The organism is Streptomyces sp. NBC_00448 (assembly GCF_036014115.1).
In the GTDB taxonomy this organism is placed as follows: domain Bacteria; phylum Actinomycetota; class Actinomycetes; order Streptomycetales; family Streptomycetaceae; genus Actinacidiphila.
Window position 1 is genome coordinate 2,442,088 of the sequence record NZ_CP107913.1, and the last position, 24,244, is coordinate 2,466,331.

14 protein-coding genes are annotated in these 24,244 nt (G+C 71.0%); 3 read left to right on the forward strand and 11 right to left on the reverse strand.

Going from position 1 to position 24,244, the window contains the following annotated elements; genetic code table 11:
* Positions 1-88: 88 nt before the first annotated feature.
* From OG370_RS10385 to pyk, 6 genes are all read right to left on the reverse strand, one after another.
* Entirely contained in the window at positions 89-805 is a 717-nt protein-coding gene (locus OG370_RS10385) for an ABC transporter ATP-binding protein (protein ID WP_328462845.1), read from the reverse strand.
* Positions 802-1,827, reverse strand: coding sequence for an ABC transporter ATP-binding protein (locus OG370_RS10390; protein WP_328462847.1), 1,026 nt, complete (start codon positions 1,825-1,827; stop codon positions 802-804). Before OG370_RS10390 ends, OG370_RS10385 begins: the two co-directional genes overlap by 4 nt.
* A gap of 8 nt (positions 1,828-1,835) precedes the next feature.
* Positions 1,836-3,728, reverse strand: a complete 1,893-nt coding sequence (locus OG370_RS10395) for a branched-chain amino acid ABC transporter permease (RefSeq protein WP_328462849.1) — start codon at positions 3,726-3,728, stop codon at positions 1,836-1,838.
* Positions 3,729-3,733: 5 nt separating this feature from the next.
* A complete protein-coding gene (locus OG370_RS10400; RefSeq protein ID WP_328462851.1) occupies positions 3,734-4,663 on the reverse strand; it encodes a branched-chain amino acid ABC transporter permease in 930 nt (309 codons plus the stop codon).
* A 190-nt stretch (positions 4,664-4,853) separates the two neighbouring features.
* Positions 4,854-6,104, reverse strand: a complete 1,251-nt coding sequence (locus OG370_RS10405) for a branched-chain amino acid ABC transporter substrate-binding protein (RefSeq protein ID WP_328462853.1) — start codon at positions 6,102-6,104, stop codon at positions 4,854-4,856.
* Between the two features lie 535 nt (positions 6,105-6,639).
* The gene (gene pyk, locus OG370_RS10410) at positions 6,640-8,076 is read right to left on the reverse strand and encodes a pyruvate kinase (RefSeq protein WP_328462855.1); all 1,437 of its coding nucleotides are present in this window, start codon (positions 8,074-8,076) and stop codon (positions 6,640-6,642) included.
* A 314-nt stretch (positions 8,077-8,390) separates the two neighbouring features.
* Between pyk and OG370_RS10415 the strand changes: the two genes are divergently transcribed.
* Positions 8,391-10,226 carry a bifunctional metallophosphatase/5'-nucleotidase gene (locus OG370_RS10415; protein ID WP_328462857.1) on the forward strand — a complete coding sequence of 612 codons (1,836 nt, stop codon included), beginning with the start codon at positions 8,391-8,393 and terminating at the stop codon, positions 10,224-10,226.
* Here the strand turns inward: OG370_RS10415 and OG370_RS10420 are convergent.
* Entirely contained in the window at positions 10,195-11,631 is a 1,437-nt protein-coding gene (locus OG370_RS10420) for a lysine N(6)-hydroxylase/L-ornithine N(5)-oxygenase family protein (RefSeq protein ID WP_328462859.1), read from the reverse strand. The two genes, OG370_RS10415 and OG370_RS10420, sit on opposite strands and share 32 nt — an antisense overlap.
* Complete coding sequence (locus tag OG370_RS10425; RefSeq protein ID WP_328462861.1) at positions 11,628-13,013, reverse strand: pyridoxal phosphate-dependent decarboxylase family protein; 1,386 nt, start codon at positions 13,011-13,013, stop codon at positions 11,628-11,630. Before OG370_RS10425 ends, OG370_RS10420 begins: the two co-directional genes overlap by 4 nt.
* Before the next feature lie 325 nt (positions 13,014-13,338).
* Between OG370_RS10425 and OG370_RS10430 the strand changes: the two genes are divergently transcribed.
* The gene (locus tag OG370_RS10430) at positions 13,339-14,079 is read left to right on the forward strand and encodes a hypothetical protein (protein WP_328462863.1); all 741 of its coding nucleotides are present in this window, start codon (positions 13,339-13,341) and stop codon (positions 14,077-14,079) included.
* 116 nt (positions 14,080-14,195) lie between these two features.
* On the opposite strand, the gene pepN is transcribed toward OG370_RS10430, so the two are convergent.
* The gene (gene pepN / locus OG370_RS10435) at positions 14,196-16,700 is read right to left on the reverse strand and encodes an aminopeptidase N (RefSeq protein ID WP_328462865.1); all 2,505 of its coding nucleotides are present in this window, start codon (positions 16,698-16,700) and stop codon (positions 14,196-14,198) included.
* Positions 16,701-16,840: 140 nt separating this feature from the next.
* On the opposite strand from pepN, the gene OG370_RS10440 reads away from it, so the two are divergent.
* Positions 16,841-17,767: a hypothetical protein gene (locus OG370_RS10440; protein ID WP_328462867.1), complete on the forward strand. Its 927-nt coding sequence runs from the start codon at positions 16,841-16,843 to the stop codon at positions 17,765-17,767.
* A 189-nt stretch (positions 17,768-17,956) separates the two neighbouring features.
* Here OG370_RS10440 and OG370_RS10445 read toward each other — a convergent pair whose 3' ends face one another.
* Complete coding sequence (locus OG370_RS10445) at positions 17,957-19,420, reverse strand: glutamate synthase subunit beta (RefSeq protein ID WP_328462869.1); 1,464 nt, start codon at positions 19,418-19,420, stop codon at positions 17,957-17,959.
* A complete protein-coding gene (gene gltB / locus OG370_RS10450; RefSeq protein ID WP_328462871.1) occupies positions 19,413-24,017 on the reverse strand; it encodes a glutamate synthase large subunit in 4,605 nt (1,534 codons plus the stop codon). The genes OG370_RS10445 and gltB overlap by 8 nt, the downstream gene beginning before the upstream one ends.
* Between the last annotated feature and the right edge of the window lie 227 nt (positions 24,018-24,244).

Sequence of the window (24,244 nt, forward strand, 5' to 3'; positions counted from 1 at the left end):
CCGCCAAGGCGCCGGCCGGGCACCGGTAAGGCCCGCACTCCTGGAGTGCGGGCCTTACTCATGGGGTGCTACCGGTGTTGCCTGATGCTCAGTCCTCGCCGAGGTAGGTCTTGCGGACGCCCTCGTCGTGGAGCAGGTCCTGGCCGGTGCCGGAGATCTTGATGCTGCCGATCTCCATGACGTGGGCCTGGTCGGCGAGGGAGAGGGCCGCCTGGGCGTTCTGCTCGACGAGCAGGATGGTGGTGCCCTGGGACTTCAGCTCGACGATGGTGGACATGATCTTCTGCATCATGATCGGCGAGAGGCCCATGGAGGGTTCGTCGAGCATGAGCAGTTTGGGCTGCGACATCAGGGCGCGGCCCATGGCGAGCATCTGCTGCTCGCCGCCGGAGAGGGTGCCCGCGGCCTGTTTGCGGCGTTCGCCGAGGATCGGGAAGAGCTCGTAGGCGCGCTCGACGTCCTTGGTGATGCCGGCGGTGTCCCTGCGCAGGAAGGCGCCGAGCAGCAGGTTCTGCTCGATGCTGAGCCGGGGGAAGATGTGCCGGCCTTCCGGGGAGTGGGCCAGGCCGAGGGCGACGATCTTGTGCGGGGGTACCCGGCTGAGCACCTTGCCGTCGAAGGTCACCCGTCCGCCGATGGGCTTGAGCAGGCCGCTGAGGGTGCGCAGGGTGGTGGTCTTGCCGGCGCCGTTGGTGCCGATGAGGGTGACGACCTGGCCGGCTTCGACCGAGAAGGAGATGCCCTTGACGGCTTCGATCTTGCCGTAGGCGACCCGGAGGTCCTCTACTTCGAGCAGTGCGGTCATCGGTCGTTCTCCTGCTCGTGCGCGCCGGTGCCGGGCTCGGGGTCCGGCTCGGTCGGGGGCTCCGGCTGCGGCTCCTGCTCCTGCTCCTGCTCCTGCTCAGCCGCGGGTTCCGGCTCGACCGGGGGTTCGACCGGCGGTTCCGGCTCGACCGGCGGTTCCGGTTCCGGCTCCGCCTCGGCCTCGGGCGCCGCCGACTGCGGGGTCCCCTCCGCCTCGAACGGCTCGCCCAGATAGGCGGCGATGACGCGTTCGTCGCTCTGGACGACCTCGGAGCTGCCCTCCACCAGCTTCTGGCCCTGGACCAGGACGGCGACGCGGTCGCAGAGGTTGAAGATGAACCGCATGTCGTGCTCGATGACCAGCACGGCGATGCCCTGGTCGCGGATGGCGAAGACCAGTTCCTCGGTGGCGCGGGTCTCCTGCGGGTTCATGCCGGCGGTGGGCTCGTCGAGCAGCAGCAGCCCGGGTTCGCTGGCGAGTGCGCGGGCGATCTCCAGCTTGCGCTGCTCGCCGTAGGGGAGGTTGCGGGCGAGGTGGTCGGCCTTCTCCGCGAGGCCGGTGAACTGGAGCAGTTCCATGGCGCGTTCGCGGGAGCGGGCTTCGGCCTTGTGGTAGCCGGGGCCGCGGATGAGGGCGGAGAGCAGGCCCTCGCGGGTGCGGGTGTGCCGGCCGACCAGGACGTTCTCCAGCACGGTCATGTTGGCGAACAGCCGGATGTTCTGGAAGGTGCGGGCGACGCCTGCCTTGGTGACGAGGTGGGGCTTGGGCGGCAGGACGGTGCCCTTGTAGCTGACGGAGCCCTCGGTGGGGACGTACAGCCCGGTGAGGCAGTTGAAGAAGGTGGTCTTGCCGGCGCCGTTGGGGCCGATCAGGCCGACGATCTCGCCGCTGTTGACGGTGAGGCTGACGTCGCGGACGGCGGTGAGGCCGCCGAACCGCATGATGACGCCGCTGGCCTGGAGCAGCGGGGTGCTGCCGGGGGTGGCCGCCGGGGCGGCGGCGGTGCTGGTCGTCGTGGTCATGGTGTCCTTCACGCCCCTGCCTCGCCGACGGCGATGGTGTCGTCGCCGAGCGGTCGTTGCGTGGGTAGCAGGGCTTCTTCCTCGTGGAACTCGAGCTTGCGGCGCCGGTTGGGGATGATGCCCTCGGGCCGAAGGCGCATGATCAGGATGAGCGTGACACCGAAGGCGAAGAGTTCGTAGCGCTGCAGGAAGCCCAGCTTCTCGGGGACGATGTAGAGGAGCGCGGCGCCGAGGATGGGTCCGCTGACGGTGCCCATGCCGCCAAGGACGACGGCGGCGAGCAGGAACGCGGAGTTGGGCGGTGCGGCGCCGGAGAACTGGTAGGGATTGGGCACGACGCTGTAGGTGACGTGGGCGCTGACGGTGCCGGCCAGGCCGGCCAGGGAGGCGCCGAGCGCGAACGCGATGAGCTTGACCCGGAAGCCGTTGATGCCCATGGCGGTGGCGGCGGTCTCGTCCTCGCGGATGGCGATCCAGGACCGGCCGATGCGGGAGTCGGAGGCGCGGGTGAAGACGAGCACCACGATCACCGTGATGACGAGCATCAGCAGGTAGTAGTTGGCGAACCGGCCGAGGGTGATGGAGCCGATCTGGTGCGGGTTGCCGAGGTTGTAGCCGAAGACCGACAGGTCGGGGATGTTCGGGATGCCGTTCGGCCCGTTGGTGACCTTGGGTCCTGAGACGCCGTCGAGGTTGTTGACGGCGATGCGGAAGATCTCTCCGAAGCCGAGGGTGACGATGGCCAGGTAGTCGCCGCGCAGCCGCAGGGTGGGGGCGCCGATGAGGACGCCGAAGACCAGGGAGGCGGCCATGCCGGTGAGGGCGGCGGCCCAGAAGGGGAACTGGACGCCGGACCAGATGGAGTACTGGGAGCCGGAGACGAGGGCCGCGGCGTAGGCGCCGACACCGAGGAAGGCGACGTAGCCGAGGTCGAGCAGGCCGGTGAGGCCGACGACGATGTTCAGGCCCAGGGCGACGGTGCCGAAGATGAGGATGTTGACGCCGAGGTTCGCCCAGTGCTCGTTGTTCTGGACGAACGGGTAGGCGATGGCGGCGAGGATGCCGACCGACATCGAGAACGGCCGGTGATCGCCGGTGATCTTGGAGAACTGCCGGGTGAGTCCGGCGGCGCTGAACGCCAGGAGGGCGAAGACGAGCAGGATCAGGTAGCCGACGAAGAGTTCGGTGTAGCCGGTGGCCAGCCCGTAGGTGAGGACTTTCACGCCGGCGACGGCGACCACGACGACGATGAGGTACTGCACCCACAGCGGCGCCTTGGCGGGGTCGGAGACCGGCAGCTCGCGGTGGTTGAGCCGGGCCGAGCGCAGCCAGCGGTAGGTGCCGCGGGTCGCGCCGTTCTCGCTGAGGCGGCCGAGTTCGTAGTACTCGGCGTCGGAGTCGTCCAGGGGCCGGCGGTCGATGGGCAGGCCCAGGGCGCCGACGAGCAGGACCAGCGAGGCGACGGCGGCGACGAAGCCGCCGGGGTTGAGGTTGGCCAGGCCGCCGAGTTCCTGCGCGATGGCGATGACGGCGTACCAGGTGGTGGCGAAGGTGCCGGCGGCGAGCAGCAGGACGGCGTTGGGCGACCGGTTGGGCACCAGCCAGGTCAGGCCCTTGACCCCGAAGGCCCCGAGGGCCACCAGGCCGGTGAGGATGGCGCCGATGAGGGTGAGGACCTGCAGGCCGCCGGGGTAGCCGTTGACGGTGAGGTCGCCGGGGAAGTCGGAGGTGTAGGTCCAGGACATGAAGGTGGACACCACGGTGCCCACGACGCCGACGAGGGTCGCGATGCGGGCGACGCCGGGCGGCAGGGTGACGAAGGAGTCGGCGCGCGGTGCGTCGGGGTTGGTGGTGCCGAGCGGGACGGGCTGGAGGGCCGCGGTGGTGGGGATGTCTGTCATCGGGATCACGCCCTGTCCGCTACGCGTTCACCCAGCAGGCCCTGTGGTCTGACCAGCAGGACCACGATGAGCAGGACGAAGGCCCATACGTTGGCCCAGCCTTGGCCGCCGAGTTGGTGCATGCCGGGGATGTTGGCGATGTAGGCGGTGGCGCAGGCTTCGGCGATGCCGAGGACGAGTCCGCCGAGCATGGCGCCGTAGATGTTGCCGATGCCGCCGAGGACCGCCGCGGTGAAGGCTTTCAGGCCGGCCTGGAAGCCCATGTTGTAGGTGACCTGGCCGTACTTCAGGCCGTAGGCGACGCCGGCGACGGCGGCGAACAGGCCGCCGATGGCGAAGGCGATCACGATGATGCGGTTGGTGTCGATGCCCATGAGCTGGGCGGTGTCCGGGTCCTGTGCGGTGGCCTGCATCGCGCGGCCGGTGCGGCTGCTGCGGACGAAGGCGGCCAGGCCGATCATGCAGATCGCGGCGGCGACGACGAGGAAGATGTCGTTGCGCTGGATGCTGATGGAGCCCAGGTGGTAGGGGTGCGTGCCGAGTTGGGGGAAGTCCTTGGCGTTGTCGGCACCGGGGTACCACACGAAGATCGCCTGCTGGAGGGCGAGGGAGAGGCCGATGGCGGTGATGAGGGGCGCGAGTCTGGGTGCGCCGCGCAGCGGCCGGTAGGCGAACCGTTCGGCGCCTACCGCGATCAGCATGGAGACGATGGCGCCACCGACGAGCATCAGGGGCAGCGCGGCCCAGATGTTCATGCCGCTGGGCAGGATGTTCCATACGGTGAGCGCGCCGAAGGCGCCGGTCATGAAGATCTCGCCGTGGGCGAAGTTGATGAGCTGGACGATGCCGTACACCATCGTGTAGCCGATGGCGATGAGCCCGTACATCGAGCCGAGGAACAGCCCGTTGGCCAGCTGTTGCGGCAGGGTGTGCACCGCATGGCCTCCATGTCGCTGGGAGCAGGTGAGTCGGGGACGGTGGGCGCGGTCCCCCGGGGCGCGCGGAGCGGTGGTGCGGTGGTGCGGGGTCCGGGGAGTGCTGCGGGGTCCGGGGGTGGTACGACAAACGGCGGGCCGCGCGGCCGGGGTGACCGGCCGCGCGGCCCTCGGGTGGTGCGGGGTCCGGTCAGCCCGAGTAGACGCCGGTCTTCACGGAGGTCCACTTGCCGTTCTTGACCTGGTACACGGTCAGCTGCTTGTTGGTGGTGTCGCCGTACTGGTCGAAGGAGACGTGACCGGCGATGCCCTGGAAGTCCGTCTTCTGGACGGCGTCGACGACCTTGGAGCGGGCGTCGTTCATGGCCGGCAGCTTGCCGCCGTTGGCGTCCATCACGGCCTTGACGGCGCGGATGATGGCGGTCGCGGCGTCGTAGGAGTAGCCGCCGTAGGTGCCGTAGTCGCCCGGGTAGCCCTTGGCCTTGTAGGTCTTGATGAAGGTCTGGGCGGCCGGGAGGGTGGCGACCGGGACGCCGACGGAGGTGGCGAGGTCACCGGTGGCGGCCGCACCCGCGGTCTTGATGTACGTGTCGGAGTACATGCCGTCGCCGCCCATCAGCGGGATGTTCACGCCGCCGGCCTTGAGCTGCTTGGTGATCAGCTCCGACTCGTCGTACTGGCCGCCGTAGTAGAGCATGTCGGCGTGCGACTGCTTGATCTTGGTGACCAGGGCCGAGTAGTCGGTGTCACCGGTGTTGACGTGGTCGGTGCCGGCGATCTTGCCGCCCAGGGAGGAGAGCTTGCCCTTGAAGATCGCGGCCAGGCCGGCGCCGTACGCCTGCTTGTCGTCGACGACGAAGACGTTCTTCTTCTTCAGGGTGTTGTAGGCGTAGTCCGCCGCGAAGCCGCCCTGGTTGGCGTCGGTGGTGGCGGTGCGGAAGTAGGTCTTGAAGGGGCGGACCTTCTTGCCGCTCGCCCAGTTCTTGCCCTGGGTGAGGGTCGGGTCGGTGTTGGCGGGCGAGATCTCCACCAGGTTCGCGGTGGCGAAGACCTGCTGCATCGACTGGGCGACGCCGGAGTTGAGCGGGCCGACGACGCCGATGACGTTGTTGTTCTGCACCAGGGCGGTGGCGTTCTGCTGGCCGGTGGCCGGCAGCGCCTTGTCGTCGAACGCCTTGACCTTGAAGGTCACGCCGGGGACGAGCTTCTGGGCGTTGGCGTCGTCCACCGCGATCTGCGTGCCGTACTGCAGGCCGAGGCCGGTGGCGGAGTTCTGGCCGGTGAGCGGCGCGTCGACGCCGATGGTGAGGGTGATGTTGCTGCCGCCACCGCCGTCACCACTGCTCTTCTTGCTGTCGTCGCTGCGCGAGCCGCAAGCGGTCAGTGTGAGGGCTCCTGTGGTCAATACGGAGGTGAGCAGCAGCAAAGAGCGGTGTCGCACAAGCGGTCCTTTCCCCTGGCCCGACCGGTCCTCATGGACGGCCGAAGTCACGTGCGGCAGTCCGAGGTCGCTAATTCGGAAGCGCGGTGACTGGCGGTGACTCTAGGCGCGTGACGCGACATCGGGGAGCGGTACGGCGAAGAGTGTGACTGTCTTGTTATGCCAAACGCCCTTACTTGAGCTTCCGTTGAGGTTTGCCGAGTCGTTTGGGTGCTTTGCGCAAGGTCCGCATGGTGAGAACCCGCACTTCCAGTGGGCGCGACCGGGCGGCGACGGCGGTACGCCGTCATTTCGGACCAGAACACCGCAAGGGGATTACCCGGGTGCCCGCGGGCGGCGGCGGCCCGCCCGGTCCGGGCCCGATTGGATATTGCCAGCATGTAACACAGCGTTAATAGCGGTGCTTTGACGTTTCCGCCACTGACCGAAAATCGACGGGCCCCGCGGGACTGGTCGTCCCGCGGGGCCCGGTATTGGAGGAGGGGCGCCGGCCGCTCCGCCCGGCGAAGTCAGCACCAACGTCCGCGATAACGCATTACTTCTTCGGGGAGTCGTCCTCACCGATGTGATGTACCCGGACCATGTTGGTGGTGCCGGGCATTCCGGGCGGCGAGCCGGCCGTGATCACCACGACGTCGCCCTTCTTGCAGCGGCCGATCCGCAGCAACTGCTCGTCCACCTGCTGCACCATCTCGTCGGTGGTCTGCACCATCGGGCCGAGGAAGGTCTCCACGCCCCAGGTCAGGTTGAGTTGGGAGCGGGTGTCCTGCTCGGGGGTGAAGGCGAGCACCGGGATCGGCGAGCGGTAGCGGGACAGCCGGCGCACGGTGTCGCCGGACTGGGTGAAGGCCACCAGGTACGCGGCGCCGAGGAAGTCGCCCATCTCGGCCGCGGCGCGGGCCACGGCGCCGCCCTGGGTGCGCGGCTTGTTGCTGTCGGTGAGCGGCGGCAGGCCGGCGGCGAGGATGTCCTCCTCGGCGGCGGCCACGATCCGGGACATCACCTTCACCGTCTCGATCGGGTACTTGCCGACGCTGGTCTCGCCGGAGAGCATCACCGCGTCGGTGCCGTCGATCACCGCGTTGGCCACGTCGCTGGCCTCGGCGCGGGTGGGGCGGGAGTTGTCGATCATCGAGTCGAGCATCTGGGTGGCGACGATGACCGGTTTCGCGTTGCGCCGGGCGAGCTTGACCGCGCGCTTCTGGACGATCGGCACCGCCTCCAGCGGCATCTCGACGCCCAGGTCGCCACGCGCGACCATGATCCCGTCGAAGGCGTCGACGATGTCCTCGAGGTTCTCCACCGCCTGCGGCTTCTCGATCTTGGCGATCACCGGGACCCGGCGGCCCTCCTCCGCCATGATCCGCAGCACGTCGTCCATGTCGCGGCCGCTGCGCACGAAGGACAGCGCGATGACGTCGGCGCCGGTGCGCAGCGCCCAGCGCAGGTCGCGGATGTCCTTGTCGGACAGGGCCGGCACGGAGACCGCGACGCCGGGCAGGTTGAGGCCCTTGTGGTCGGAGACCATGCCGCCCTCGATCACCATGGTGTGCACGCGGGGGCCTTCGACGTCGGTCACCTCCAGGGTGACCCGGCCGTCGTCCACGAGGATGCGCTCACCGCGGGCGACATCGGCCGTCAGTCCCTTGTAGGTGGTGCCGCAGATCAGCTGGTCACCCTCGATGTCATCGACGGTGATGGTGAACTCGTCGCCGCGTTCAAGCAGTACGGGGCCTTCGGCGAAACGTCCCAGCCTGATCTTCGGACCCTGAAGGTCGGCGAGGATGCCGACGCTGCGCCCGGTCTCGTCGGCGGCCTTGCGCACGCGTCGGTAGCGGTCCTCGTGCTCGGCGTATCCGCCATGGCTCAGGTTCAGGCGGGCGACGTCCATCCCGGCCTCGACCAGTGCTTTGATCTGGTCGTAGGACTCGGTGGCGGGGCCCAGGGTGCAGACAATTTTGGCTCGGCGCATGTGTCGAGCGTATGACTTACTCGTTGGTAGGGAGCCCGGTGACGTCAACAGCCCAACGACGTTCGGATTAACGGTTGTTGACAAGTATCGAAGTGTGCAGGGGCCCGCTCCGATGAGCGCGTTTGTCACCCTCGGTGGCGGTCCGCGCGCCTTACCTGCACCGGCCGCCGTCCGATCATGGGCGGATCGTGTACGAGCGATGGTCCGTTCACCCGCCGGGGGTGTTGCAAGCGGCTTCGCGTGGTCCAGAATCTACGCGCGTTGCAGTTTCGAACCCGGCCCCACGTGCCGCTCATCCCGCAGGGAGAACCCAGATGCCGCTCAACCGCAGGGACTTCATCAACCGATCCGCCGCGACAGGTGCGGGTGTCGCGCTCACCGGGGCGGCCGGCGCGGTGGCGGCGACCCCCGCGCAGGCGTCCGACAAGCGCCCCGGGCACGGCCACGGGCCGGGCCACCGGCCCACGACGTACAGCCTGCGCGTGCTGGGCACCACCGACGTGCACGGCCACGCCCTGAACTGGGACTACTTCACCGACGCCGAGTACGACGACGCCGACCACAACGACGTCGGCATGGCCAAGCTCGCCACCCTGATCGAGGACGCCCGCGCCGAGAAGGGCCACGACCGCACCCTGCTGGTCGACGCCGGCGACATCATCCAGGGCACCCAGCTGTCGTACTACTACGCCCGCGTCGAGCCGATCACCGGCCCCGTCAAGGGCCCCAAGCACCCGATGGCGCTGGCGATGAACCAGATGAAGTACGACGCCGCCGCGCTCGGCAACCACGAGTTCAACTACGGCATCCCGCTGCTGCGCGCCTTCCAGGAGCAGTGCGACTTCCCGCTGCTGGCCGCCAACGCGGTCGACGCCAAGACGCTGCGCCCGGCCTTCCCGCCCTACCTGGTCAAGGAGTTGCGGGTGAAGGGCGGCCCGAACATCAAGGTCGGCATCCTGGGCCTGACCAACCCCGGCATCGCGGTGTGGGACAAGGCCAACGTGCAGGGGCAGCTGGCTTTCCCCGGCCTGGTCGAGCAGGCGAAGATCTACGTCCCGAAGCTGCGCGCGCTCGGCTGCGACGTGGTGTTCTGCACCGACCACTCCGGCCTGGACGGCAGCACCACCTACGGCGACGCGGTGCCCTACCCGGAGAACGCGTCCTCGCTGGTCGCCGCGCAGGTGCCCGGCATCGACGCGATCCTGGTCGGCCACACCCACGTGGAGCGCCCGCAGACGCTGGTGGTCAACGAGCAGACCGGCAAGACCGTGGTGCTGTCCGAGCCGCTGATGTGGGGCATGCGGCTGAGCGTCTTCGACATCGACCTGGAGCTGGAGCACGGCCGGTGGAAGGTCACCTCGGTGCAGGCCGGGGTGCGCAACGCCAACACCGTCGCCGAGGACCCGGTCGTCGCCAAGCTGGTGCGCGACGAGCACCAGAAGGTCGTGGCCTACGTCAACCAGGTCGTCGGCACCTGCACCGAGGCGATGTCCGCGGCGGAGTCCACCTACAAGGACACCCCGATCATCGACTTCATCAACCAGGTGCAGTCCGACACCGTCACCGCCGCGCTGGCCGGCACCCAGTACGCCGACCTGCCGGTGCTCTCCCAGGCGTCGCCGTTCTCCCGCACCGCGTCCATCCCCGCCGGGCAGGTCTCGCTGCGCGACGTGGCGGGCCTGTACGTCTACGAGAACACCCTGGACTCGAAGATCCTCACCGGCGCCCAGGTCAAGGACTACCTGGAGTGGTCCGCGGAGTACTTCGTGCAGACCGCGCCGGACGCCCCGGTCGACGTCACCAAGATCACCAACGCCGACAACACCCCCGACTTCAGCTACGACGTGCTCAGCGGGGTGTCGTACGACATCGACATCGCGCAGCCGGCCGGCTCCCGGATCGTGAACCTCACCCACGGCGGGGCGGCGATCGACCCGGCCGCGCAGTTCGTGCTCGCGGTGAACAACTACCGCTCCAGCGGCGGCAGCAACTACCCGCACGTGGCGACCGCGCAGTCGGTGTGGTCCAGTTCCGACGAGATCCGCAACACCATCATCGCGTGGGTGCAGGCGCGCGGCACAATCGACCCGTCGACCTTCGGCGCCGACCAGTGGCGGCTCACCCGCGCCGGAGCGCCGCTGTTCGGGTAGGTACGTCGCTCGCGGCGGCACCGTCGAGTCCGAAGGTGGTGAAGGCGGTCCTGGCCGGCAGGGGGTAGTGCTCCTCGCCGGTCAGCAGCGCCGTCAGGTCGTTGAGCACCAGCGCGGAACGCCAGGCCGCCAGGCCCAGGTCGGGGGCGCCGACGCCGTGCGAGTGGCGCTCGGCGTTCTGCACGTAGACCCGGCCGGAGACCGACCGGTCCAGCCGCATCCGGTAGCGGGCGTCGATCCTCGGCCGCCCCCCCTCGTCCCGCTCCATGTACGGCGCGAGCGGGTCGAGCAGGCGGTCGAGGGGGCGCTCCTCGTAGCCGGTGGCCAGCACCACGGCGCTGGTGATCAGCCGGGTGCGGGTGCCCTGGTCGGCGTGTTCCAGGTGCAGTTCGACGCTCTGGGTGCCGAGCCGGCCGGCGGTGCGCACGGCGACGCCGGGGGTGAGCACCGCGTCGGGCCAGCCGCCGTCCAGGGTGCGGCGATACAGCTCCTCGTGGATCGCGGCGATGGTGTCGGCGTCGATGCCCTTGTGCAGCTGCCACTGCCGCGGCACCAGCCGGTCGCGGACCGGCTCGGCCAGGCCGTGGAAGTAGCGGGTGTAGTCGGGGGTGAAGTGCTCCAGGCCGAGCTTGCTGTACTCCATGGGCGCGAACGCCGGGGTACGGGCCAGCCAGGTGATCCGCTCCCGGCCGGCCGGCCGGTTGCGCAGCAGGTCGAGGAAGACCTCGGCGCCGGACTGGCCGGAGCCGACCACCGTGATGTGGTCGGCGGCCAGCAGCCGGGCCCGCTCCTCCACGTAGCGCGAGGAGTGCACGACCGGCACTGTTGGCGTGTCGGCCAGCGGCCGCAGCGGCTCGGGGACGTGCGGCTGGGTGCCGATGCCGAGCACCAGGTGGCGGGCGTAGGTGCGGGCCAGCGCCTCGGCCTCGCCGTGCGCGTCGACGTGGGTGTGGTCCACCTCGAACAGGGCGCGGGCCGGGTTCCACCGCACGCTGTCGACCTGCTGGCCGAAGTGGGTGGTGGGCAGCGACTCCGCGACCCAGCGGCAGTAGGCGTCGTACTCGGCGCGGTGCACGTGGAAGCGCTCGGCGAAGTAGAACGGGAAGAGCCGCTCGCGGCTCTTCAGCCAGTTCAGGAAGGTCCAGCGGTTGGCCGGGTCGGCGAGGGTGACCAGGTCGGCGAGGAAGGGCACCTGCAAGGTGGCGCCGTCGATCAGCAGTCCGGGGTGCCAGCGGAAGTCGGGGCACTGGTCGTAGAAGGCGGCGGTCAGACCCGGGAGGCCGTCGGCGAGCGCGGCCAGCGAGAGGTTGAACGGCCCGATGCCGATGCCGAGCAGGTCGAACGGTTCGTCCGCGGGCGCGGCGGTGTCGGGGGCGCCGTCGGTACCGGCCGGAGTGGGGTTCATCGTGCCGTGGTGCCTTCCGTGGTGAGCTTCAGCAGCGTGTCGAGGTCGTCGGAACGCAGGTGCGGGTTGAGCAGGGTGGCCTTCAGCCACAGCCGGCCGTCGGCGCGGGCCCGGCCGAGGACGGCGCGGCCCTCGTACATCAGGCGGCGGCGCAGTTCGGCGGTCTCCTCGTCGTCCGCGGCGGTCGGGCGGAACAGGACGGTGCTGATCGCGGGGGGTGCGTGCAGGGTGAGCGCGGGGTGGCGCCGGACCCGGTCGGCGAGGTCGGTGGCGAGGTCGCAGACGGCGTCCACCAGGGCGGCGATGCCCTCGCGGCCCAGCGCGCGCAGCGAGACGGCGATCTTGAGGACGTCGGGGCGGCGGGAGGTGCGCAGGGACCGGCCTAGCAGGTCCGGCAGGCCGGCTTCGGTGTCGTCGGCGGCGTTGAGGTAGTCGGCCTGGTGGGTCAGCGGGCGCAGCGCGGTGCCGTCGGGCACGGCGAGCAGGCCGGCGGCGACCGGCTGCCAGCCGAGTTTGTGCAGGTCGAGGGTGACCGACACCGCGGACTGCAGGCCGTCGAGCTTGGCGGCCTCGCGGCTGCTGAACAGCAGCGGCCCGCCGTAGGCGGCGTCCACGTGCAGTTCGGCGCCGTGGGCTCCGGTGGCGTGGGCGATGGCGGGCAGCGGGTCGATCGCGCCGCTGTCGGTGGTGCCCGCGGTGGCCACCACCAGGGGACGGCCGGGCAGTTGGTCGAGTGCGGTGTCCACTGCCGCGGGATCGAGCACGCCGGCGGGGGTGTCCAGCACGATCGGCTGCGGCAGGCCGAGCAGCCAGGCGGAGCGCTGGACGCTGTGGTGGGCGTTGGCGCCGCACACGACCTGGACCCGGGGGCCGCCGGCGGCACGCTCGCGGGCGAGCAGCAGCGCGAGCTGGTTGGATTCGGTGCCGCCGGTGGTCACCAGGGCGTCGGGGGCCGGCAGGTCGGGGTAGACGACGGCGGCCAGCGCGGCGGTCACCCGCGCTTCGAGGGCGCTGGCGGCCGGCGCCTGGTCCCAGGAGTCCATGGACGGGTTGAGCACGGAGGCGGCCAGGTCCGCGGCAGCGGCGACGGCCAGCGGCGGGCAGTGCAGGTGCGCGGCGCACAGCCCGTCGGCGGGGTCGGCGGCGCCCGCCGCCATCAGGTGCACCAGCGTGGCGAGTGCTTCGTGCTCGCCGGTGCCGGAGCGCGGCAGCACGTCGGGGACGGCCCGCTCGACGAGCCGGGCCACTTCCTCGGGGCCGCCGCGCGGCATCGGTCCGCCGCGGTCGCGCGCGCCCTCCGCCAGGGCGCCGCACACGGTGTCCACCAGGGGCCGCAGCGCCTCGGCGGCTCCACGTCCACCGGCAAGTCCGGGCATCGGCATGGTCGTTCCTCACTCAGCGGCGGCGCGACGCGGTGCGCGTCGGCGCCCGCCGGCGCGCACGACAAGGGGCGCCCTGCTCAACGACGATTGGCCCGAATGGGTACGTTCCGGCGGTTGTTCGGACCGCACGGGCCGCCGCCGGCGGGATGTACGGCGTGAACCCGGAATGGATGCGGTCCAGTTGTGGAGATCCCGTACAGCAAAGCCGTGGTGTTTCGGGTTCGGATGGTTCGGGTGGGGCGGTCGGATAGGTTCGTGCGGGCCGCATCGGTTCGATTGCGGCCGTTTTGCTGAGACTTTCGACCATCTGTCCGGGGGGACTTCCGTGCGTATCAAGAAGGCTGCCGCGTCCGTGGGCGCGCTCGCGGCCTGTGCTCTGCTGCTGACGGCGTGCAACGACGACACACCCGCGGCCGACAGCACCACGCCGCCGGCTTCCACGTCCGACACCGCGACGCCGGCCCCGGTGCCGACGACGCCGCCGCCCACCACGCCCGACGGCGACAAGCTCAAGGCGGCGCTGCCGACCGTCGCCACGCTGCCGTCGGGCTGGACGGTGGAGAAGGGCAGCGAGGCCGACAGCGCCAACGGCCTGGCCGACCCCGACCCCGCCCGGCTGCCGACCGACACCTGCAACAACGCGCTCACCGTCGTGGAACCCGACGACCTGCTGACGGACTACCGGGCCTCGGACGCGTACGAGACGATCCTGGACCCGATGAGCAGCTCCCAGGAAGTGGCGTTCGCCGGCTTCGAGGGGGACAACGCGGAGAAGCTGATCACGACGATCAAGACCGTGGTGAAGCGTTGCGGGACCTACGAGGCGAACACCGGCGACAGCAAGAAGGTCACGACCACCGCGACGCTGACGCCGGTGAAGGACCTGGGCGACGAGGCGTACGCGTTGAAGGTCACCCCGAAGGGCGACTACGAGAGCAGCACCAACATCCTGGTGCGGTCCGGCAACGTGATCCTGTGCGTCGACGCGGGCTCGTCGGAGCTCACCGAGCCGGAACTGATCGCGCAGACACGGAAGTTCGCCGCGCCGATGCCGATCAAGCCCTGATCCGGCGGCCGTCGGGGCCCGGCCCGCGCTCTCGCGCGCGGGCCGGATCTCCCCCGGCCGCCCCGGGCTCCCCTGGGTTCTCCGGGCTCCCCGATCAGCCGGCGGTCAGCCGCCGTTCAGCCGCCGAACACTTGCCGGACCCGCAACGCCCTTGCCAGATCGTCCAGTTGGTCGTCGAACGTGCGGCGCAGCGCCGGGATCACGGCGGGGTCGTCGAGGGCGGCCCGGCCCAACGCGAGCGTCTCCGCGGTGATCTCGGTGAACGGGAAGCCGCTGCGGGCGACCATGTTCGCGACGGCCGGCCCGCGGCGGGCGGCGAGCGCGACGGCGTCGGGGAAGTAGCGGGGCAGGTAGCCGTCCAGCAGGGCCCGCTGCTCGTGCTGCCAGAAGCCCTCCACGGCCGCGCCGAGCAGCGGGTTGGAGCTCGCGTCGTCATGGAAGATCGCCTGCCAGGCGGCGGACTTGGTGTCCTTGTCGGGCAGCGCCGCACGGCAGCGGGCGGCGGACTCGTGGCCGGTGGCGCTGGTGTCGCGGGCCAGTTCCGCGTCGATGTCGGCGGCGCCGGCCGCACCCAGCACGGCCAGCCGTGCCAGCAGCAGCCAGCGCAGCTCCTGGTCCAGCGTGCCGTCGCCGGGGAGCACGCCCCGGTCGTACCAGTCGCGCAGCTCGGCCGCGTCGGTGGCGCTCAGCGCGGAGGCGATCAGCGCGCGGGTGGCGGTGAGCCGGTTGCCGGCCCGGCCCTCGGCGAGCAGCGCGCGGGCGGTCCCGGCGAGGCCGGCGAGCGCGTCGGGCCGCAGCGCCGGGTCGAGGTAGCGGTCGGCGACGGTCGCGCGGGCGAAGGTGAGCACGCCCTGCACGATCGCCGGGTCGGACTCGGCCGGCAGATGCCGGCCCACCAGCGCCAGGTACTCCGCGGGCGCCAGCCGGGCGTCGCGCACCAGGTCGCGGGCCGCGTTCCACGCCACCGAGCGGGACAGCGGGTCGGGGATGCTGCCGAGGGCGTCGCGGACCGCCTCCCACGAGCGGTCGTCGAAGCGGACCTTGACGTAGCTGAGGTCGCCGTCGTTGAGCAGCACCAGGTCGGGCCGGGGGCCGTCGAAGGTACGGCGCTCGACCGCGGCGGTGGCCGTGATGTCGACGGTGGCGCGCTCGCGCAGCACCAGCCGCGCCGGGTCGCCGTCGGCCCGGTCGTACAGTCCGACGCCGATGCGGTGCGGGCGTTCGCCGCTGTGGCCGATCTCCAGCCGCCAGCCGCCGGGCGCGGGCGAGGCGGCCGGGGTGAGGGTGTCCACGCCGGTGGTGCGCAGCCATGCCTCGGCCCACGCCGTCACGTCGCGGTCGGTGGCGGAGGCGAGCGAGTCGATCAGGTCGGCGAGGCGGGCGTTGCCGAAGCGGTGCCGGGCGAAGTGCTCGTTGAGGCCGGCCAGGAAGTCCTCGCGGCCCATCCACGTGACGAGCTGGCGCAGTGCGGAGCCGCCCTTGGCGTAGGAGATGCCGTCGATGTTGGTCAGCGCGGACGCGGTGTCGGGGACGTCCTCGGGCAGCGGCGCGACCGGGTGGGTGGAGGGGCGCTGGTCGCTGTCGGAGCCGCGGAACTTGCGGTGGGCGCCGTAGCCGGTCCAGGCGCCGTCGAAGCCGGGGGCCTCGGAGGCGATCTGGAAGCCCATGTACTCGGCGAACGACTCGTTCAGCCAGATGTCGTCCCACCAGCGCAGGGTGACCAGGTCGCCGAACCACATGTGGGCCATCTCGTGGGCGATGACCACCGCGCGGTCCAGCAGTTCGCTGGGGGTGGCGGCGGAGCGGTAGACGTACTCGTCGCGCAGGACGACCAGACCGGGGTTCTCCATCGCGCCGAAGTTGAATTCGGGCACGAACGCCTGGTCGTAGGAGTCGAACGGGTACGGCTCGGCGAACATCTCGCGGTAGCGGTCGAAGCAGCCGAAGGTGAAGGCGAACAGGTCGGGCGCGGCCCGGTCCAGGTGCTCGGCGAGCGAGCGGCGGCAGTGCAGGGCGAACGGCAGCCCGGCGTGCTCGGCGCGCACCGTGTGGTACGGCCCGGCGGCGACCGCGACGACGTACGTGGGCAGCGGCGGGGTGGTGGCCATCTGCCAGCGGCCGGGCGCGGTGCGGGTGGCGGTGCCGTTGCCGAGCACCGCCCAGTCCTCCGGCGCGGTGACCGCCACGTCGAAGCGGGCCTTCAGGTCGGGCTGGTCGAAGGCGGCGAAGACCCGGCGCACGTCGTCGAGGAAGAGCTGGGTGTACAGGTACGTCTCACCGTCGGCGGGGTCGGTGAAGCGGTGCAGGCCCTCGCCGGTGTGCGAGTAGTTCATGTCGGCCTCGACCCGCAGTTCGTGCGGGCCCGCGGTGAGTCCGGGCAGCGGCAGCCGGTTGCCGTCGACCAGCGCGTGGTCGAGCGGGGCGCCGTCGAGCAGCACCCGGTGCAGGGCGGCGGGCTCGATCTCGGCGAAGCTGTCGCAGTCGCGGAGCGCCGCGAATCGGATGACGGTGGTCGATCCGAAGCGTTCCTCGCCCCTGGTGAGGTCGAGGTCGATCGCGTAGTGCTCTACGGCCAGGTCACGGGCGCGGGTCTCGGCCTCGGCGCGGTTGAGGGCAGGCATGCCCCTCATGCTGCCGCACGAAAGCCGCTGGTGGAACGCCTTTGCCGATCATGAATGCGGTGGTGGTGCACACATTCGGTTCCCGGGCCCGCCCGCCGCGGGCGGGCGTGGCCTAGGCTCGCAGGGGCGGGGAGGTGGTCATGGGCGAGGGAGCCGGGGGCGGCGGGGAAATCGCCGGGGGGCCGATCGTGCACGGGTTTCCGCACCTGGAGACGGTACGCGGCGCGCTGACCGCGATCCATCGGCGGCTGTCGGCGGACGGGGTGGCCCGGTTCGCGACCAGCGTGCGGCCGGAGTTGGTGGACTTCCCCGACGACGAGGACCCGTATCTGGGCGCGCTGCGGGTGGCCCGGGTGATGGTGCAGCACCTGCGGCTGCCGGACGCCCGGATGGTGGTGGGTTTCCGCGACATGGCGCACGCCGGGAACGTCGAACTGGCCGCGGGCCCGGAGTACTTCGTGGAGCTGCACTCCCGTTTCCGGACCGACCGGCGGGACGTGGGGGCCGCGCTCGCCCACGAGGTGATGCACGTCTACCTGCACCGGCTCGGCCTGTCCTTCCCCGGCACCCGCGACAACGAGATCCTCACGGACACCGCGACCGCGTACCTCGGTGCGGGCTGGCTGCTGCTGGACGCCTACCGCGAGGAGCCGTCGATGCGCGGGGACCGGATGACGATGTCCGCGTACAAGCTGGGGTATCTCACGCCCGAGGAGTTCGGGTACGTCCTGGCCAAGCGGGCGGCCGCCTTCGGCGACGACATCGAGCCGTGGTTCCGCAGCCCGCAGGCCCGCGACGCCTACCGGGTCGGCCTCACCCGCGCCCACCAGGACCTGCGCAGGCCGCCGCTGGCCGCCGCGTCGTGGGTGGCCCGCCGCCTCTACGCCAAGAACCGCCGGGCCGGCATCGCCCCCGCCGCGGCCGACTACTCCTTCGAGGGCACCCCGGACCGGCTGCGCGTCTCCTTCCCCTGCCCCGCCTGTTTCCAGCGCATCCGCCTCCCCTGCAAGGGCCGCCTGCGCGCCCGGTGCACCCTGTGCAGGACGGAGTTGGAGTGCGAGACGTGAGAGCCGCCTCACGGGGGCGCCCCTTCGGGGGGACGCTCTCCGCGAGGGCGCCGCAGAAAGGTGCAGCGCTCGCCTCCTTGGTCGGGGAGTGGCGAGCGCTGCGGGTGTTGCTGCGTACCGCACACCGTTGTGCGGGACATCTCGGGGGCCGGGCGAAGCCCGGCCGGGGGACGGCGGAAGCCGTTCGGGTCAGACCGTGAGCGGCCGGTCGGTCGGACGGATCGGCGAGGGCAGAGCCGACGGCACCCCCGTGAGGTACGCGTCGACGGACTTCGCCGCAGAGCGCCCCTCGGCGATGGCCCACACGATCAGCGACTGGCCGCGGCCGGCGTCACCGGCGACGAAGACCCCGTCGACGTTGGTCGCGTAGGAGCCGTCCCGCGCGATGTTGCCGCGCGCGTCCAGTTCCAGGCCGAGCTGCTCGATCAGCCCGTTCTTCTGGTCGGTGCCGGTGAACCCCATCGCGAGGGTGACCAGGTCGGCCGGGATGACCCGCTCGGTGCCCTCCTGGGGCACGAACTTGCCGTCCTGGAAGACCACCTCGACCAGGTGCAGTTCCCGCACATGCCCGTCGGCGTCGCCGGTGAACTTCACGGTGTTGACGGCGTAGACCCGCTCGCCGCCCTCCTCGTGCGCGGAGGTCACCTTGTAGACCATCGGCATCGTCGGCCACGGCTGGTGCGCGGGCCGCTCGTCGGACGGGCGCGGCATGATCTCCAGCTGGGTGACGGACAGCGCGCCCTGCCGGTGCGCGGTGCCGACGCAGTCCGCGCCGGTGTCACCGCCGCCGATGACCACCACGTGCTTGCCCTCGGCGGTGATCGGCGGGGCGACGAAGTCGCCCTCCTGCACCTTGTTGGACAGCGGCAGGTACTCCATCGCCTGGTACACGCCGGTCAGTTCGCGGCCCTCGACCGGCAGGTCGCGCCACTGGGTGGCGCCGGCCGCGATGACCACGGCGTCGTACCGCCGGGCGAGCTTCGCGCCGTCCAGGTCGGTGCCGATCTGCACACCGGTACGGAACTTGGTGCCCTCCGCCCGCATCTGCTCGATCCGGCGGTTGATGTGCCGCTTCTCCATCTTGAACTCGGGGATGCCGTACCGCAGCAGGCCTCCGATCCGGTCGGCCCGCTCGTAGACCGCGACGGTGTGGCCGGCCCGGGTGAGCTGCTGGGCGGCGGCCAGGCCCGCCGGGCCCGAGCCGATGACGGCGACGGTCTTGCCGGACAGCCGCTCCGGCGGCTGCGGCGTGACGTCCCCGTTGTCCCAGGCCTTGTCGATGATGGTGACTTCGACGTTCTTGATCGTCACCGGCGGCTGGTTGATGCCGAGCACGCACGCGGTCTCGCACGGCGCCGGGCACAGCCGCCCGGTGAACTCCGGGAAGTTGTTGGTGGCGTGCAGCCGCTCGGACGCGGCGGTCCAGTCCTCGCGGTAGGCGTAGTCGTTCCACTCCGGGATGAGGTTGCCGAGCGGACAGCCCTGGTGGCAGAACGGGATACCGCAGTCCATGCAGCGGCCGGCCTGCTTGCTGACGATCGGCAGCAGGCCACCGGGGACGTAGACCTCTTTCCAGTCCTGCTTGCGCTCCTCGACCGGGCGGGTCGGGTTGTTCTCACGCGGGGTGGTGAGGAAGCCCTTGGGGTCAGCCATTTGCCGCCTCCATCATCTTCGCGGTGGTCTCGGACTCCGAGAGTCCGGCCTGCTCGGCGGCGTTCTTGGCGGCGAGCACTGCCTTGTAGTCCCTCGGCATGACCTTGCCGAAGCGGGTGAGGGCACCGCCCCAGTCGGCGAGCAGCCGCTCGGCGACGGTCGAGCCGGTCTCCTCGAAGTGGCGGCGCACCACGTCGTGCAGCCACGTGATGTCGTCGGCGGTGAGCTGCTCGATCTCGACCATGCCCGGGTTGACGCAGTCCGGGTCGAGGTCCAGCAGGTAGGCGATGCCGCCGGACATGCCGGCCGCGAAGTTCCGGCCGGTGGTGCCGAGCACGACCGCCCGGCCGCCGGTCATGTACTCGCAGCCGTGGTCGCCGACGCCCTCGGCCACCACGGTCGCGCCGGAATTGCGCACGCAGAACCGCTCGCCGGTGCGGCCGCGCAGGAACAGCTCGCCGCCGGTGGCACCGTAGGCGATGGTGTTGCCCGCGATGGTGGACTCCTCGGCGAGGTGGTCCGCGCCGCGGTCCGGGCGGACGATCACGCGGCCGCCGGACAGGCCCTTGCCGACGTAGTCGTTGGCGTCGCCCTCCAGCCGCAGGGTGATGCCCTTGGGCAGGAACGCGCCGAAGGACTGGCCCGCGGAGCCGGTGAAGGTGATGTCGACGGTGTCCTCGGGCAGGCCGGCGCCACCGTACTTCTTCGTCACCTCGTGGCCGAGCATGGTGCCCACCGTGCGGTTGACGTTGCGGATCGGCACCTGCGCGCGGACCGGCGCACCGGACTCCAGCGCCTCGGCGGCGAGCCGGATCAGCTCGTTGTCGAGCGCGCGGTCCAGGCCGTGGTCCTGGCCGGTGATGCGGTGCAGCGCCGCGCCCTCGGGCAGCTCCGGCACGTACAGCAGCGGGGCCAGGTCCAGGCCCTGCGCCTTCCAGTGGTCCACCGCGCGGCCGGCGTCGATCAGTTCGGCGTGGCCGACGGCCTCCTCGATGGTGCGGAAGCCCAGCTCGGCGAGGAGTTCACGGACCTCCTCGGCGATGAACTCGAAGAAGTTCACCACGAACTCGGGCTTGCCGGAGAACCGGTCGCGCAGCACCGGGTTCTGGGTGGCGACGCCGACCGGGCAGGTGTCCAGGTGGCACACCCGCATCATGATGCAGCCGGAGACGACCAGCGGCGCGGTGGCGAAGCCGAACTCCTCGGCGCCGAGCAGCGCCGCGATCACCACGTCCCGGCCGGTCTTGAGCTGGCCGTCGGTCTGCACCACGATCCGGTCCCGCAGCCCGTTGAGCAGCAGCGTCTGCTGGGTCTCGGCGAGGCCGAGCTCCCAGGGACCGCCGGCGTGCTTCAGCGAGGTGAGCGGGGAGGCACCGGTGCCGCCGTCGTGACCGGAGATCAACACCACGTCGGCGTGCGCCTTGGACACGCCCGCCGCGACGGTGCCGACGCCGACCTCGGAGACCAGCTTGACGTGCACCCGCGCCCTGGGGTTGGCGTTCTTCAGGTCGTGGATGAGCTGGGCGAGGTCCTCGATGGAGTAGATGTCGTGGTGCGGCGGCGGCGAGATCAGGCCGACGCCCGCGGTGGAGTGCCGGGTGCCGGCGATCCACGGGTAGACCTTGTGGCCGGGCAGCTGGCCGCCCTCGCCGGGCTTGGCGCCCTGCGCCATCTTGATCTGGATGTCGTCGGCGTTGACCAGGTACTCGGAGGTGACGCCGAACCGGCCGGAGGCGACCTGCTTGATGGCGCTGCGCCGGGCCGGGTCGTAGAGCCGCTCCGGGTCCTCGCCGCCCTCGCCGGTGTTGGACTTGCCGCCGAGCTGGTTCATCGCGATGGCGAGCGTCTCGTGCGCCTCGCGGGAGATCGAGCCGTACGACATGGCGCCGGTGGAGAACCGCTTGACGATCTCGCTGACCGGCTCGACCTCGTCGATCGGGACGGCCGGGCGGTCCTGCTTGAGGCCGAACAGGCCGCGCAGGGTCATCAGCCGCTCGGACTGCTCGTTCACCCGCGAGGTGTACTGCTTGAAGATGTCGTAGCGCCGGGTGCGGGTGGCGTGCTGGAGCCGGAAGACGGTGTCCGGGTCGAACAGGTGCGGCTCGCCCTCGCGGCGCCACTGGTACTCGCCGCCGATCTCCAGCCGGCGGTGCGCGGCGGGGATGCCGGAGACCGGGTACGCCTTGGCGTGCCGGGCGGCGACCTCCTGCGCGATGACGTCGATGCCCGCCCCGCCGATCTTGGTGTCGGTGAGGTGGAAGTAGGTGTCGACGAACTCGGCGTCCAGGCCGACCGCCTCGAAGACCTGCGCGCCGCGGTAGGAGGCGACGGTGGAGATGCCCATCTTGGACATCACCTTCAGCACGCCCTTGCCGAGCGCCTTGATCAGGTTCCGCATCGCGGTCTCTGCGTCGACGCCGGGCAGGAAGGTGCCGGCCCGGACCAGGTCCTCGACGGACTCCATGGCCAGGTACGGGTTGACGGCAGCGGCGCCGTAGCCGATCAGCAGCGCGACGTGGTGCACCTCGCGGACGTCGCCGGCCTCGACGATCAGGCCGACCTGGGTGCGCTGCTTGGTGCGGATCAGGTGGTGGTGCACCGCGGAGGTGAGCAGCAGCGACGGGATCGGGGCGTGCTCGGCGTCGGAGTGCCGGTCGGAGAGCACGATCAGGCGGGCGCCGTCCTCTATGGCGGCGTCGGCCTCGGCGCAGATCTCGGCCAGCCGCGCGGCGAGCGCGTCGCCGCCGCCGGCCACCCGGTACAGGCCGGAGAGCGTGGCGGCCTTCAGGCCGGGCAGGTCGCCGTCGGCGTTGACGTGGATGAGCTTGGCCAGCTCGTCGTTGTCGATCACCGGGAACGGCAGGGTGATGTTGCGACAGGAGGCCGGGCTGGGCTCCAGCAGGTTCCCGGACGGGCCGATGGTGGAGATCAGCGAGGTGACGAGCTCCTCGCGGATGGCGTCCAGCGGCGGGTTGGTGACCTGCGCGAAGAGCTGGGTGAAGTAGTCGAAGAGCAGCCGGGGCCGTTCGGAGAGCGCCGCGATCGGCGAGTCGGTGCCCATCGAGCCGAGCGGCTCGCCGCCGGTGCGCGCCATCGGCGCGAGGATGACCCGCAGCTCCTCCTCGGTGTAGCCGAAGGTCTGCTGGCGGCGGGTGACCGAGGCGTGGGTGTGCACGATGTGCTCGCGCTCGGGCAGGTCGGCGAGGTTGATCAGCCCGGCGTCCAGCCAGTCCGCGTACGGGTTCTGGGCGGCCATCTCGGCCTTGATCTCGTCGTCCTCGACGATGCGGTGCGAGGCGGTGTCGACCAGGAACATCCGGCCGGGCTGCAGCCGGCCCTTGCGGACCACCCGCTCCGGGGCGATGTCGTGCAGCACGCCGGACTCGGAGGCGAGGACCACCAGGCCGTCGTCGGTGACCCAGTAGCGGCCCGGGCGCAGGCCGTTGCGGTCCAGGACCGCGCCGACGAGGGTGCCGTCGGTGAAGGTGACGCAGGCCGGACCGTCCCAGGGCTCCATCAGCGTGGAGTGGTAGCGGTAGAAGGCGCGGCGGGCCGGGTCCATCGAGGCGTGGTTCTCCCACGCCTCGGGGATCATCATCAGCACGCTGTGCGGCAGCGAGCGGCCGCCGAGGTGCAGCAGTTCCAGCACCTCGTCGAAGGACGCGGTGTCGGAGGCGCCGGGGGTGCAGATCGGGAAGATCCGCTCCAGGTCGGCGGGGGTACCGGCGGAGCCCGCGGCCTGCGCGGTGCTGCCGTCCGCCGGGCGCACCGGGCCGAACAGCTCGCTGGCCAGCTGCGACTCGCGGGCCCGCATCCAGTTGCGGTTGCCCTTGACGGTGTTGATCTCGCCGTTGTGCGCGACGAACCGGTACGGGTGGGCGAGCGGCCAGCTCGGGAAGGTGTTGGTGGAGAAGCGGGAGTGGACCAGCGCGATGGCGGTGGCGAACCGCTCGTCGGACAGGTCGGGGAAGAACGGCTCCAGCTGGCCGGTGGTGAGCATGCCCTTGTAGACGATGGTCCGCGCGGACAGCGACGGGAAGTACACGTCGGCTTCACGCTCGGCGCGCTTGCGCAGCACGAACGCGGGCCGGTCCAGGTCGATGCCGGCGCGGTGCCCGGCCTGGTCGGCGACGAAGAGCTGGGCGAAGTACGGCATGGTGGAGCGGGCCGTGGCACCGAGCAGGTCGGGGTCGGTCGGCGTCTCGCGCCAGCCCAGGACGGTCAGGCCCTCTTCGGCGGCGATCCGCTCGATGGCGTCGACGGCCTTGGTACGGTCGTCGTGCTCGTGCGGCAGGAACGCGAGGCCGACGGCGTACTGCCCCGCGGCGGGCAGCTCGAAGCCGACGGCCGCGCGGAGGAAGGTGTCCGGGATCTGCAACAGGATGCCCGCGCCGTCGCCGGAGTCCGGCTCGGCACCGGTGGCGCCGCGATGTTCCAGGTTGCGCAGGACGGTCAGCGCCTGCTGGACGAGCGCGTGGCTCGCCTCACCGCTGAGGGTGGCGACAAAGCCGACGCCGCAGGCGTCGTGCTCGTGGCGGGGATCGTACATCCCCTGCGGGGCGGGGCGCCCGTCCATGAACGCGGAACGCGAACGCATGGCTCTCCCGTCGTCGTCATTTGGCTGATATGCATCGCCCGTCATGGGCATGCGCAACAGGGACGACGTTGGCCCTCTGCGATTTCGTGCAGGTTACATGATGGACGAGTGTTCGAGAAGCGGATACTCGATTCCAGCATGTGGACATGCGGGGTGAATCTCGGGAGGTGGAACGGCTACTTCAGGCCAGCGTCGTACCGCGGGGTTTACGGACGATCCCGGCGCTG

Bases quoted from the DNA above. Each gene is read 5' to 3' on its own strand.
- OG370_RS10385 (WP_328462845.1), bottom strand. From the start codon at position 805: ATGACCGCACTGCTCGAAGTAGAGGACCTCCGGGTCGCCTACGGCAAG.
- OG370_RS10390 (WP_328462847.1), bottom strand. From the start codon at position 1,827: ATGACCACGACGACCAGCACCGCCGCCGCCCCGGCGGCCACCCCCGGC.
- OG370_RS10395 (WP_328462849.1), bottom strand. From the start codon at position 3,728: ATGACAGACATCCCCACCACCGCGGCCCTCCAGCCCGTCCCGCTCGGC.
- pyk (WP_328462855.1), bottom strand. From the start codon at position 8,076: ATGCGCCGAGCCAAAATTGTCTGCACCCTGGGCCCCGCCACCGAGTCC.
- OG370_RS10415 (WP_328462857.1), top strand. From the start codon at position 8,391: ATGCCGCTCAACCGCAGGGACTTCATCAACCGATCCGCCGCGACAGGT.
- OG370_RS10420 (WP_328462859.1), bottom strand. From the start codon at position 11,631: ATGAACCCCACTCCGGCCGGTACCGACGGCGCCCCCGACACCGCCGCG.
- OG370_RS10425 (WP_328462861.1), bottom strand. From the start codon at position 13,013: ATGCCGATGCCCGGACTTGCCGGTGGACGTGGAGCCGCCGAGGCGCTG.
- pepN (WP_328462865.1), bottom strand. From the start codon at position 16,700: ATGCCTGCCCTCAACCGCGCCGAGGCCGAGACCCGCGCCCGTGACCTG.
- OG370_RS10440 (WP_328462867.1), top strand. From the start codon at position 16,841: ATGGGCGAGGGAGCCGGGGGCGGCGGGGAAATCGCCGGGGGGCCGATC.
- OG370_RS10445 (WP_328462869.1), bottom strand. From the start codon at position 19,420: ATGGCTGACCCCAAGGGCTTCCTCACCACCCCGCGTGAGAACAACCCG.
- gltB (WP_328462871.1), bottom strand. From the start codon at position 24,017: ATGCGTTCGCGTTCCGCGTTCATGGACGGGCGCCCCGCCCCGCAGGGG.